The following is a 12,022-nucleotide window of genomic DNA, read 5'->3' as shown; positions in this document are numbered from 1 at the left end:
CTCACATGTCGAAGGACTCGTGGTGGATACGGCGCGTGGGCACGCCCGCCGCGCGCAGGGCCTCGTACGACTGACGGGCGAGCCCGGCCGGCCCGCAGACATAGACGTCGTGGTCGGCGATGTCCGGCAGCAGCTCGCGCAGCCGCGCCGGGGTGATCTCGGGCCGCACGCCGTCCGGCCCGTTCACCGCGTACAGCAGCCGCGCCCCGCGCACCGAGGCGATCTCGCGCAGCTCCCGCCAGAGCGCCAGTTCCTCGGTCCGGCCGGCCCGGTAGAGCAGCGTCAGGTCCCCGGGCTCACCGGGCAGCGTCTCGAACAGCGCCCGCATCGGTGTGATCCCGGCGCCGCCCGCGATCATCAGCACCTTCGCCCGACTGCGCCGGGCCGCGGTCATCGCCCCGTAGGGGCCCTCCGCCCAGATCCGGGTGCCCGGCTCCAGCCGGGACAGCGCCTCGCTGTGCCCGCCGTTCGCCTTGACCGTGATCCGCAGCAGAGCGGGCCTCGGCGGCGCCGACAGGGAGTACGGATGGGAGCTCCAGCGCAGCCCGTCGGTGAGGAACCGCCAGCGGAGGAACTGGCCCGGCTGCGCGCCGATCCGGTGCAGCCGACGCCCCGTGATCAGTACGGAGACGACCCCGGGCGCCTCGTACACGGTCGATTCGACCCGCATCCGATGGCCCAGATTCAGCCGGACCGGGGCCAGTACGCGATACCAGAGCAGCAGGGCGCCCGCCGCGCCGTACAGCACGTACCAGACCGTACGGGCCGTCGCGTTCCCGACGAACTCGGCGCCGGTCGCGAGCTGGTGCCAGAAGGTCAGGTAGACCGCCGCGTAGGTGAGCAGATGGAGGTAGTACCAGGTCTCGTAGCGGACCCTGCGGCGTACCGCCCCCACCGAGACGAAGCCGATCACCAGGAACAGCACGGTCCCGACGGCCGCCTCGATCATCCGGGGGAACCCGGTGACGACACTGACGGCCTGGTCGGCGAACCCGGTGCCGGACCGGACCGAGTAGCCGCCGACGATCAGCAGGACATGGGCGATCAGCAGACTGACCGCATAGCGTCCGCAGACCGCGTGCCACCGGGCCACCCGGTCGGAGCCCACGCGCCGCTCCAGCGCGGGGACGCGGGCCATCAGCAGCACGACGACCGCGATCACGTAGCCGCTGAGCAGCCCGGTGAGCCGCCCGGCCCCGGTCAGCCACTCCGCCGGATCCATCCGTACGACCAGGGTGTTCCGCCACCACAGCGCCAGCACGGCCGCCGCCCCTGCCCAGCACGTCACCAGCAGGGGCAGCGCACCCGACCGCTGCGGGCGGATCGCGCGCAGGGTCTGCCGTCTGGCGGCCCTGCCGTTCTGCGTCATCGCCACGGGAACTGCACCTCGACTCTTTCTCCGTGCCGGGCGATACGGATGTGAGCGGCGATGGGTTCAAATGACGGTGCGCGAGAACTCGGCGCGGGCGGGTGCCCGCCGCGCTACGGGGCGGTCGCCTCCCGCACCGAGATGGCGATACGCGGGTGCCGGGCCGGGTCGGCCCAGGCCAGGACGTCCCGCATCGCCCCGGCGGGTACGGAGACACAACCGGCGGTCGCCCCGGCGCCGTTGACGTGCAGGAAGATCCCGGCGCCCCGGCCGCGCACCGGCCGGTCGTAGTTGAAGCCGATCACCAGGGCGAGGTCGTACTGCGCGGTGTAGTCCGCGAGATGCTCGGCCTCGCCGGCCCGGCAGTCGGCGGGCAGGCCCTCCACCCAGCGGTTGTAGGCGCTCGACCGGTTGTCCTGGCACCACCAGGACTCCTCGGTCACCGGGCGGTAGCCGTATTTCGTCCCGGCGGGCTCGGGCGCGATCCCGAACGCGTACGGCAGGTCGTACACCCCGGTCGGAGTGGTCGAGGTGCCCTGGGTACGCTGCGCCCCGTCGACCAGCCCGCCCGCGCCGAAGCGCGCCGGGGCGGAACCGGCCGCCACCCAGTGGCCGTCGCGCCGGTCCCACCAGGTCAGCCGGCCGGTCGTCGCCGAGGTGTCCCGGGCCTCCGCGGTGATCAACTGGGTGGAGTCCTCGGGAGCGGGTTCCGGTACGGCGGCACGGGCGGCCGTCGTACCGGTGACGACGGTGAGCAGTGCGGCGGCGGCGAGTGCGAGAGCGGTGCGCATGGGCAGGACCGTATGCGCCGGGCCCTGCCCCGGCCTCCCGGCGGCCCCCGCACTGCGCCGAACGCGGCGCGCGTTCAGCCGGTCGGCGCGTGCCGCTCGTGGGAGCGCGCGGATCGGTCCGTACGGGCCGGCGGATCAGTCCGTACGCGCCGGGAGCGGCAGCGGCAGCGCCGGCAGCCCGTCCAGGCTCACCCCCACGTAATCCTTCTTCGCGCAGTAGGCGGCGAACTCCTCGTCGGACTTCCGGCCGAAGTGCTCGGCGTGCTGGGTGCGCTCCTCGCGGTAGTCCATGAAGGGGACCGCGAAACCGCAGGCGTCGCTCACCCGTTCCGCGTGGATCACGATGACGGCGCGGGCCGAGGGCCCGTCGGCGCCCTCGAAGTACGGGATGTACTCGGCCCAGCGCGGGTCGTCCCGGAAGACCGGCTCGCCCCTGCCGTGCACCCGCAGCACCTTGGGCGGGCCGCTGAAGGCGCACCACATCAGGGTGATGCGGCCGTTCTCCCGCAGGTGGGCGATGGTCTCGGCGCCGCTGCCGCCGAAGTCGAGGTAGGCGAGGGTCAGTTCGTCGATGACGACGAGCGTCCCCTCGCGGCCCTTGGGGGAGAGGTTGACATGGCCGTCCCCGGCCAGGGGAGCGGTGGCGGTGAAGAACACGGGCTGCTCTTCGATGAAGGTTCTGATGCGGCCGTCGATCCGTTCGTAGCGTTTACCCATGAGGATGATTGTCGCGCGATGCCGGCCGTCTCCGAGAGACCCGGGGACGATCGGTATCGACCGGACACCGGGCCCGGAAGATCTCCGGAAACCCTCCGCGATTGACGAAACATACGGAGGGGTGCATAGTTATGCCTAGCAAGGATCGCACCGTGAGGAGAATCCCGTGACCGAGCGCGTCGTACTCGCCTACTCGGGCGGCCTGGACACCTCGGTCGCCATCGGCTGGATCGCCGAGGAGACGGGCGCCGAGGTCGTCGCCGTCGCCGTGGACGTCGGTCAGGGCGGCGAGGACCTGGACGCCATCCGCGAGCGCGCGCTCGCCTGCGGCGCTGTCGAGGCCGAGATCGCGGACGCCAAGGACGAGTTCGCCGAGGAGTACTGCCTCCCCGCGATCAAGGCCAACGCCCTCTACATGGACCGCTACCCGCTGGTCTCGGCCCTCTCCCGGCCCGCCATCGTCAAGCACCTCGTCGCCGCCGCGCGCAAGCACGGCGCCGGTACCGTCGCCCACGGCTGCACCGGCAAGGGCAACGACCAGGTGCGCTTCGAGGCCGGCATCACCGCCCTCGGCCCGGACCTGAAGTGCGTCGCCCCGGTCCGTGACTACGCGATGACCCGCGACAAGGCCATCGCCTTCTGCGAGGAGAAGAACCTCCCGATCGCGACCACCAGGAAGTCCCCGTACTCCATCGACCAGAACGTCTTCGGACGCGCCGTCGAGACGGGCTTCCTGGAGGACATCTGGAACGGTCCGATCGAGGACGTGTACGAGTACACCTCCAACCCCGCGGTCCCGCGCGAGGCCGACGAGGTGGTCATCTCCTTCGAGGCGGGCGTCCCGGTCGCGATCGACGGCGGTCCCGTCACCGTCCTCCAGGCGATCCAGCAGCTCAACGAGCGGGCCGGCGCCCAGGGCGTCGGCCGGATCGACATGGTCGAGGACCGGCTGGTCGGCATCAAGTCGCGCGAGATCTACGAGGCGCCCGGCGCCATCGCGCTGATCACCGCCCACCAGGAGCTGGAGAACGTCACCGTCGAGCGCGAGCTGGCCCGCTACAAGCGGCAGGTCGAGCAGCGCTGGGGCGAGATCGTCTACGACGGCCTGTGGTTCTCCCCGCTCAAGCGCGCCCTGGACGGCTTCGTCGACGAGGCCAACCAGCATGTCACCGGCGACATCCGGATGACGCTGCACGGCGGCCGCGCCGTCGTCACCGGCCGGAAGTCCGACCAGTCGCTGTACGACTTCAACCTCGCGACCTACGACTCGGGCGATACCTTCGACCAGTCCAAGGCGCAGGGCTTCATCGAGATATTCGGCCTGTCGTCGAAGATCGCGGCCCGCCGCGACCTCGCCTGAACCGTCTCTCGATCCCGTCCTCACGACGGCCGCCTCCTCGATCCCCCGTGACGGGGCCGAGGCGGCCGCACACTTTCCTGACCTCTCCAAGGAGCGCAGCAGTGAGCAGCAACAACGGTGATGTCCGGCTCTGGGGCGGCCGTTTCGCGGACGGACCCTCGGACGCGCTGGCAGCCCTCTCGGCGTCCGTCCACTTCGACTGGCGGCTCGCACCGTACGACATCGCCGGCTCCCGCGCGCACGCCCGCGTGCTGCACAAGGCCGGACTGCTCACCGCCGACGAGCTGACCCGTATGGTGGCCGGTCTCGATCAGCTCGAAGCGGACGTGGCGGACGGCTCCTTCACCGGCACCATCGCCGACGAGGACGTCCACACGGCGCTGGAGCGCGGGCTGCTGGAGCGGCTCGGCGCCGACCTCGGCGGCAAGCTCCGGGCCGGCCGGTCCCGTAACGACCAGGTCGCCACCCTCTTCCGGATGTATCTGCGCGACCACGCCAGGATCATCGGCGGACTGATCGCCGACCTCCAGGACGCGCTGGTCGGTCTCGCCGAGGCGCACCCCGATGTCGCGATGCCGGGCCGTACGCACCTCCAGCACGCCCAGCCCGTGCTGTTCGGGCACCACATGCTGGCGCATGTGCAGTCGCTGTCCCGGGACGCGGAGCGGTTGCGGCAGTGGGACAAGCGCACCGCCGTCTCCCCGTACGGCTCCGGCGCGCTGGCCGGCTCCTCGCTCGGGCTCGACCCCGAGGCGGTCGCCGCCGACCTCGGCTTCGAACGCGGCTCGGCGGGCAACTCCATCGACGGCACCGCCTCCCGCGACTTCGTCGCGGAGTTCGCCTTCGTCACGGCGATGATCGGCGTCAACCTGTCGCGGATCGCCGAGGAGATCATCCTCTGGAACACGAAGGAGTTCTCCTTCGTCACCCTGCACGACGCCTTCTCCACCGGCTCGTCGATCATGCCGCAGAAGAAGAACCCGGACATCGCGGAGCTGGCGCGCGGCAAGTCCGGCCGGCTGATCGGCAACCTGACCGGGCTGCTGGCCACGCTCAAGGCGCTGCCGCTCGCGTACAACCGTGACCTCCAGGAGGACAAGGAGCCGGTCTTCGACTCCTGCGACCAGCTGGAGGTCCTGCTGCCCGCCTTCACCGGCATGATGGCGACCCTCACCGTCCACCGGGAGCGGATGGAGGCCCTGGCCCCGGCCGGCTTCTCGCTCGCCACCGACATCGCCGAGTGGCTGGTCAGGCAGGGCGTGCCGTTCCGGATCGCACACGAGATCGCCGGGGAGTGCGTCAAGGAGTGCGAGGTGCTGGGCATCGAGCTGGACGAGCTGACGGACGACCAGTTCGCCAAGATCTCCGAGCACCTCACCCCCGATGTCCGCTCGGTCCTCAACGTCGCCGGCGCGCTGGCCTCCCGCAACGGCCGGGGCGGCACGGCTCCTTCGGCCGTCGCCGTCCAGCTCTCCGAGGTCAAGGCCGATCTGGTGATACAGCACGCCTGGGCGTCCGCCAAGAGGTAACGCGCGGCCTCTTCGGGCGACCCGGTCACGCGTGACCGGGTCGCCCTCGCCGTTTGTCGCTCGGGCAGGCCGGGCCGATCCGGTCGAGCCTCTCCCGCGCGCCCCTCTCGCCTCCCGCGCGCCCCTTCCGCGACTCCCGCGACGGCGGCGGGCTGCGACTCCCGCGACGGCGGCGGGACTTCCACGACCTGCGACGCCCTCCGGGCAGTGGTTCACCAACATCCCGAATGAGACATCAATGTCTCATTCGGGTTATGGTCGCCTCATGACAGTCGACCGCGATCAGGCGCTGCGCACCGCCGCGGCCCTGCTCACCCGTAAGCCGACCGCCACCATGGACGAGGTGGCGCGGGCCACCGGGATGGGCCGTGCGACGCTGCACCGGCACTTCGCCGGGCGGGACGCGCTGATCAAGGCGTTGGAGGAGCTGGGCATCCAGGAGATGGAGGCGGCGCTCGACGGCGCCCGGCTCGCCGAGGGACCGGCGGACCAGGCCCTGCGCAGACTGATCGCCGCGATCGAGCCCGCCGCCGGGCTCCTCTCCTTCCTCCTCACCGAGAACCAGCTGTTCACGGGGGACATCCACGACGGCTGGAACCGGACGGACGCCCGGTTCTCCGAACTGTTCCGACGCGGTCAGGAAGAGGGAACCTTCCGGATCGACCTCAGCCACGTCTGGCTGACCGAGGCGCTCTACGGGCTCATCAGCGCCGGCGCCTGGTCCGTCCACGAGGGCCGCGTCGCGGCCAAGGAATTCCAGTACATGATCGTCGAGCTGCTGCTCGGCGGAGCACGACGGAGTGTGAATCCATGACCAGCCCGCACCGGACCACGGCGGAGAGCGCGTACAGTCCCCGCCCCGGGCGGTGGCTCGCGCTCACCGTCCTCGTCCTCGCCGTCCTGCTCGTGGCGGTCGACGCGACCGTGCTCGGGCTCGCCACCCCCTTCCTGAGCGAGGACCTCAAGCCGACCGGCACCCAGCTCCTGTGGATCGGCGACATCTACTCGTTCGTCATCGCCGGTCTCCTGGTCTCCATGGGCAGCCTCGGCGACCGGGTCGGGCGCAAGAAGCTGCTGCTGACGGGAGCGGTCGCGTTCGGCGGGATCTCCGTGCTCAACGCCTACGCCTCCTCCCCGGAGATGATGATCGTGTCCAGGGCGCTGCTGGGCGTCGCCGGCGCGACCCTGATGCCCGCCACCCTCGCGCTCATCCGCAACATCTTCCACGACCCCAGGGAGCGCAGCCTCGCCGTCGGCATCTGGGGCGCCATGGCCTCGGCGGGCGCCGCCGTGGGACCGGTGGTCGGCGGCTTCCTGCTGGAGCACTTCTGGTGGGGCTCCGTCTTCCTGATCAACCTGCCGGTGATGGCCGTGCTGGTGCTCGTCGGCATCAAGACGCTGCCCGAGTCGAAGAACCCCGCTCCCGGCCCCTGGGACCTGCTCAGCGTGGCGCTCTCGCTCATCGGCATCGTCGGTGTCGTCTACGCCGTCAAGGAGGCCGCGTCGCACGGGTTCGCCTGGGACGTGGCCGTGGTGGGGGTGATCGGCGTGGTCGCGCTGTGGTGGTTCGTACGGCGCCAGTTCACCCTTCTCGCGCCCCTGCTGGACATGCGGCTCTTTCATCACCGGGGCTTCTCCGGCGCGGTCCTGGCGGATCTGCTGACCATCCTCGGCCTCTCCGGCCTGGTCTTCTTCCTGTCGCAGTACCTCCAACTCGTCCAGGGCCGGGGGCCGCTGGAGGCCGGTCTCGCCGAACTGCCCGCGGCGGTCGGCGCGGTGACGGCGGGGCTGCTCGCGGGGAAGGCGGCGCGCCGGTTCTCCGTACGCTCCGTGGTGGCGGGCGGTCTCGCGGCCATCGGTCTGTGCCTCGCGGCGCTCACCGGCATCAGCCAGTCCACCGGCTATCCGATGTTCGGCGCCGTCCTGCTGGTCGTCGGCGTCGGCGCGGGATTCTCCTTCACCGTCACCTCCGACGTGATCCTCTCCAGCGTCCCCACCGAACAGGCCGGCGCCGCCTCGGCCGTCTCCGAGACCGCCTACGAACTCGGCGCCGCGCTCGGGATCGCGCTGCTGGGCTCCATCGTCACCGGCGTCTACCGGGACTTCCCCACCCCGCCCGGCGTCCCGGCGGGCACCGCCTCCGCCGCGCACGAATCACTGGGCGGCGCGGTCGACGCCGCCTCCGGACTCCCCGGGCCCCTGGGCGCCGAGCTGGTGGCGGCGGCGCAGGAATCGTTCGTCGACGGCCTGCGGCTCGCGTCGGGTGTGGGCGCGGTGGTGCTGCTCGCCACGGCGGTGGCGGCATGGCTCCTGCTGCGCGGTCAGAAGCTGGAGGACGGCGTGGAGTACGGGGAGCACTGAGCGGCGAGCGGCTGCCACCGGAGCCCCGGCTCCGGTGGCAGCCGCCCTGCCGGGCGGCTACGCCGCCTTGGCCTTGGTCGCGTACATGTCCACGTACTCCTGCCCGGACAACGCCATGACCTCGGCCATCACCGAGTCCGTCACGGCCCGCAGCACATACCGGTCGCGGTCCATGCCCTCGTACCGGGAGAACTCCATCGGCTTGCCGAACCGCACCGTCACCTTGCCGCTGCGCGGCATGCCGGAACCGTTCGGCTGGCACTTGTCCGTACCGATCATCGCGAACGGCACCACCGGCGCGCCCGTCATCAGCGTCAGCCGCGCGATGCCCGTACGCCCGCGGTAGAGACGGCCGTCGGGGGAGCGGGTGCCCTCCGGGTAGATGCCGAAGACATCGCCCCGCTCCAGCACCCGGCGGCCCGTCATCAGCGCCGCGACCCCGCCCCTGCCACCGTCCCGGTCCACCGGGATCATGCCGACGCCGGTGAAGAACCAGGCCATCAGCCGGCCCTTGATCCCCTTGCCCGTGACGTACTCGTCCTTGCCGATGAAGAACACCTGACGGTCGCAGACCAGGGGAAGGATCATCGAGTCGATGAACGTCAGATGGTTCCCCGCGAGGATCACGGGGCCGCTCCCCGGAATGTTCTCCGCGCCCTCCACCCGGGTGCGGAACATCAGGCGCATGATCGGTCCGAGCGCTGCCTTGATGAGCACGAAGCGGGACAACGGGTCCTCCGGTGTCGGTGGGTCGGTTGTTGGATGGCCTACTAAATCCATGCAGGTGAGGACGATACTCCCGGGGCGCGGTGGGCGCACATCCGGTTCACGGAGCGGATACGCGGTGTTGACATGTGTTCGCGCCACGTTCGGCCGCGGTCTCCCGTACGGAAGGCGCCGCGCCCTACGCTCGGCCCGCGTCCGGCGACGAAGAACCGGACACGGGACCCCGACACCAAGGAGCGTTCATGAACCGAGACGCGCGGAACACCCCCGGCCGGCGGACCGTGCTGGGAGCGGCGGCGCTCGGCTCCGCGGCCCTCGCCCTGCCCGCCTCGGCGCGGGCCGCTGACGCCCCGGCGGCGCCGGGACGCCGTGACCTGCCGGTGCCCACGATCATCGGCCACCGGGGGGCCAGCGGCTACCGTCCCGAGCACACCCTCGGCTCGTACCAACTCGCCCTCGACCTCGGCGCGCACGTCATCGAGCAGGACCTGGTCCCCACCAAGGACGGACACCTCGTGTGCCGTCACGAGAACGACATCAGCGCCACGACGGACGTCGCCGACCACCCCGAGTTCGCGAGCCGCAGGACCACCAGGAGCATCGACGGCACCACCCTCACCGGCTGGTTCACCGAGGACTTCACACTCGCCGAACTGAAGACGCTGCGCGCCGCGGAACGCATCCCGGGCGTGCGGCAGCGCAACACCCTGTACGACGGCCGCTGGGAGATCCCCACCTTCGAGGAGGTGCTGCGCTGGGCCGACGAGCAGGGCCGCCGCCGGGGCCGCCGGGTCTGGCTCTACACCGAGACCAAGCACCCCACCTATTTCCGCGGCATCGGCCTCGGCCCGGAGGAGCCCCTCGCGAAGCTGCTGCGCCGGTACGGCCGCGACCGCGCGGACTCCGCCGTCTTCCTCCAGTCCTTCGAACCGACCAGCATGCGGCGGATGGCGAAGCTGGTCGCCTCGCCCCGCGTCGTCCTGCTCGACGCGGCGGGCACCCGCCCGTGGGACCTCCGCACGGCCGGGGACCCGCGTACGGTCGCCGACCTCATCACCCCCGAGGGCCTGAAGTGGATCGCGTCCTTCGCCCAGGGCATCGGCCCGACGCTGGACCTGATCATCCCGAAGGACGCGCAGGGCAGGCTCACCCGACCCACCACGCTCGTACGCGACGCCCACGCCAAGGGGCTGATCCTGCACCCGTACACCCTGCGCGACGAGAACGCCTTCCTGCCCGCCGACTTCCGGCGCGGGACGGACCCCAACGCCTACGGTGACGCCTTCGGCGCCTTCCGCGCCTACTTCGAACAGGGCATCGACGGCATCTTCACCGACAACCCGGACACCGGACTGCTGGCGCGGGCGGACTTCGTCAGCCGCTGAACGCGCGTGCCCCGGTCGGGTGACTGTCCGGCCGGGGCGCAACCGTCCGCCGGTCCCCGTCGTCCCGCCGGACATGACGCCAGTACGAGCCACCCCGCCCCGTCCGGCGACGCCGGAGCCCGCGCCCGGGCCCGCGCCGCTGTCCGTGCCCGTGCCCGACGCCGTGGCCGCCCTCGTACACGTACTGCTTCCGCTCGTCCGCGCCGAGGCGGCGGCCGAGGCCCCGTCGGCCGGAATGGACCCAGGCGACCTCGAACAAGGCGTCTGGGTAAGGCTGCTGGAGCGGCCGGCCGACGCCCGGACGCCGGGCGATCCCGCCCGTTGGGTACGCGACGCCGTACGCGCACAGGCCCGCCGCGCCCGGCGGACCGCCGCCCGCGAACACACCTACCCGCGCCGCGACGAACCCCCCGCCGGGCCCGAGTCCGACCCGGAGCGGGCCGCGCTGCGCACCGACCGGCAGCGGACCCTGCGCGCGGCGGTCCGCCGTACCCCCGGACGCTGCCCGCGGGTCCTGACCGCGATGCTCTCGCCGGGGGACCCCACCTACCGGGAAATCGCCGGGGAGTTGGGTATGTCACAGGGCAGTTTGGGCCCGTTGCGCTCCAGATGTCTGGGATGCCTCCGCCGAATGCTCGCCGCCGAGATTGCGCCCGCTGAACTCGGGGGAGAGGAGCGATAGACATTGGGCGGACAAGTGAGCGGGAGGCATGCACACATGGGCATGAGCGTGACCATCTCAGCGGCGAGTGCGCAGGACGCGGAACAGATCCTGAAGCTTCAGTACCTGTGCTATCAGAACGAGGCGGAGCTGTACGGCGACTACACCATCGAGCCGCTCACCCAGACCCTCGACGACCTGCGGGCCGAACTCGACCGCGGCCACGGCCTGGTGGCGCGCCTGGGCGACGAGGTCGTGGCCTCGGTGCGCGGCTGCGTCGACGCGACGGGCACCGCCCGCATCGCCAAACTGATCGTCCATCCGAGGCTGCGCCGGCACGGTCTCGGCGGACGCCTCCTGGACGCCATCGAGACACACTTCGCGGCCGAGCCGGCCGCCCTGCGCTTCCAGCTGTTCACCGGACATCGCGGCGAGGGAAATCTGCGCCTCTACCGCAGCCGGGGCTACGCGCCCGTCGCGACCCAGGAGGCAGGGCCGAAGGTGCGGCTCGTCACCCTGGAGAAGCCGGCCGGCGCCGGGGCGTACATGGCCAGCGCCTGACGTGAGGGCGGAATCCCCGGCGGTCCGCGCAGGACGGCGCGGGGGATTCCGCCCCCCTTACGACCCCGCCCCGCCGGGCCCTCACCGCCGCGTCGCACCCCCGCGCAGCCACAGGATGCCGGTGACGGGCAGCAGCACCGGGATGAAGAGATAGCCCATGCCGTAGTCCGACCAGACCGTCGCGTCCGGGAACGCCGAAGGGGCGACGAGCGTCCAGGTGCCGACGATCAGCACCCCGGCGAGTTCGGCGGCGCAGCACGCCAGCGCGACCTTCCGCGCCGTCTGTCCGCCCCGCGCCAGCGTGTACGTGATGAACGCGTAGACCAGCGCCGCCACCCCGGAGAGCGCGTACGCCAGCGGCGCCCGGTCGAACTCGGTGGCGATCTGGTACGCGGACCGGGAGACCGCGCCGACCGACATCACCCCGTACAGCCAGAGCAGCAGCAGGCCCGGCCCCTTGACCAGCCGGGTCCCGGCCCCGGGAGCCTCCCCGGACCCCGGCTCGTTCCCGGCGCCGGACGCGCCCCCGGGGCCGGCCCCGGACACCTCGGTCGTCATGTCG

Annotated in this window: 12 protein-coding genes; 7 read left to right on the top strand and 5 right to left on the bottom strand. The window is 71.7% G+C overall.

Annotated elements, in window-relative coordinates; genetic code table 11:
- Nucleotide 1: 1 nt before the first annotated feature.
- The 3 genes from ACFY6S_RS12225 to ACFY6S_RS12215 all read right to left on the bottom strand — a co-directional run bounded on the left by ACFY6S_RS12225 (nt 2) and on the right by ACFY6S_RS12215 (nt 2,877).
- Nucleotides 2-1,369 (bottom strand): ferric reductase-like transmembrane domain-containing protein, encoded by a 1,368-nt coding sequence (locus ACFY6S_RS12225; RefSeq protein WP_388826817.1) that lies wholly within the window; start codon nt 1,367-1,369, stop codon nt 2-4.
- A gap of 113 nt (nt 1,370-1,482) precedes the next feature.
- Nucleotides 1,483-2,160 carry a L,D-transpeptidase gene (locus tag ACFY6S_RS12220; protein WP_388826192.1) on the bottom strand — a complete coding sequence of 226 codons (678 nt, stop codon included), beginning with the start codon at nt 2,158-2,160 and terminating at the stop codon, nt 1,483-1,485.
- Nucleotides 2,161-2,295: 135 nt separating this feature from the next.
- Entirely contained in the window at nt 2,296-2,877 is a 582-nt protein-coding gene (locus ACFY6S_RS12215) for a pyridoxamine 5'-phosphate oxidase family protein (protein ID WP_388826189.1), read from the bottom strand.
- A 166-nt stretch (nt 2,878-3,043) separates the two neighbouring features.
- On the opposite strand from ACFY6S_RS12215, the gene ACFY6S_RS12210 reads away from it, so the two are divergent.
- From ACFY6S_RS12210 to ACFY6S_RS12195, 4 genes are all read left to right on the top strand, one after another.
- Nucleotides 3,044-4,237, top strand: a complete 1,194-nt coding sequence (locus ACFY6S_RS12210) for an argininosuccinate synthase (RefSeq protein ID WP_388826186.1) — start codon at nt 3,044-3,046, stop codon at nt 4,235-4,237.
- A gap of 101 nt (nt 4,238-4,338) precedes the next feature.
- A complete protein-coding gene (gene argH, locus ACFY6S_RS12205; RefSeq protein WP_388826183.1) occupies nt 4,339-5,766 on the top strand; it encodes an argininosuccinate lyase in 1,428 nt (475 codons plus the stop codon).
- A gap of 265 nt (nt 5,767-6,031) precedes the next feature.
- Nucleotides 6,032-6,580 carry a TetR/AcrR family transcriptional regulator gene (locus tag ACFY6S_RS12200; protein WP_388826180.1) on the top strand — a complete coding sequence of 183 codons (549 nt, stop codon included), beginning with the start codon at nt 6,032-6,034 and terminating at the stop codon, nt 6,578-6,580.
- A complete protein-coding gene (locus tag ACFY6S_RS12195) occupies nt 6,577-8,127 on the top strand; it encodes an MFS transporter (protein ID WP_388826176.1) in 1,551 nt (516 codons plus the stop codon). Before ACFY6S_RS12200 ends, ACFY6S_RS12195 begins: the two co-directional genes overlap by 4 nt.
- A gap of 57 nt (nt 8,128-8,184) precedes the next feature.
- Here the strand turns inward: ACFY6S_RS12195 and ACFY6S_RS12190 are convergent, their stop codons facing one another.
- Nucleotides 8,185-8,907 carry a lysophospholipid acyltransferase family protein gene (locus tag ACFY6S_RS12190; RefSeq protein ID WP_388826173.1) on the bottom strand — a complete coding sequence of 241 codons (723 nt, stop codon included), beginning with the start codon at nt 8,905-8,907 and terminating at the stop codon, nt 8,185-8,187.
- 188 nt (nt 8,908-9,095) lie between these two features.
- Between ACFY6S_RS12190 and ACFY6S_RS12185 the strand changes: the two genes are divergently transcribed.
- From ACFY6S_RS12185 to ACFY6S_RS12175, 3 genes are all read left to right on the top strand, one after another.
- Entirely contained in the window at nt 9,096-10,238 is a 1,143-nt protein-coding gene (locus ACFY6S_RS12185; RefSeq protein WP_388826170.1) for a glycerophosphodiester phosphodiesterase, read from the top strand.
- 73 nt (nt 10,239-10,311) lie between these two features.
- Nucleotides 10,312-10,920, top strand: coding sequence for a sigma-70 family RNA polymerase sigma factor (locus tag ACFY6S_RS12180; RefSeq protein ID WP_388826167.1), 609 nt, complete (start codon nt 10,312-10,314; stop codon nt 10,918-10,920).
- Between the two features lie 36 nt (nt 10,921-10,956).
- On the top strand, nt 10,957-11,460 hold the full coding sequence (locus tag ACFY6S_RS12175) for a GNAT family N-acetyltransferase (protein WP_388826164.1): 504 nt from the start codon (nt 10,957-10,959) through the stop codon (nt 11,458-11,460).
- Between the two features lie 81 nt (nt 11,461-11,541).
- On the opposite strand, the gene ACFY6S_RS12170 is transcribed toward ACFY6S_RS12175, so the two are convergent.
- Nucleotides 11,542-12,018, bottom strand: coding sequence for a hypothetical protein (locus tag ACFY6S_RS12170; RefSeq protein WP_388826814.1), 477 nt, complete (start codon nt 12,016-12,018; stop codon nt 11,542-11,544).
- Nucleotides 12,019-12,022: the final 4 nt, after the last annotated feature.

Source organism: Streptomyces sp. NPDC012835, assembly GCF_042900885.1.
Taxonomy (GTDB): domain Bacteria; phylum Actinomycetota; class Actinomycetes; order Streptomycetales; family Streptomycetaceae; genus Streptomyces.
This window is presented reverse-complemented; position numbering and strand designations above follow the sequence as displayed.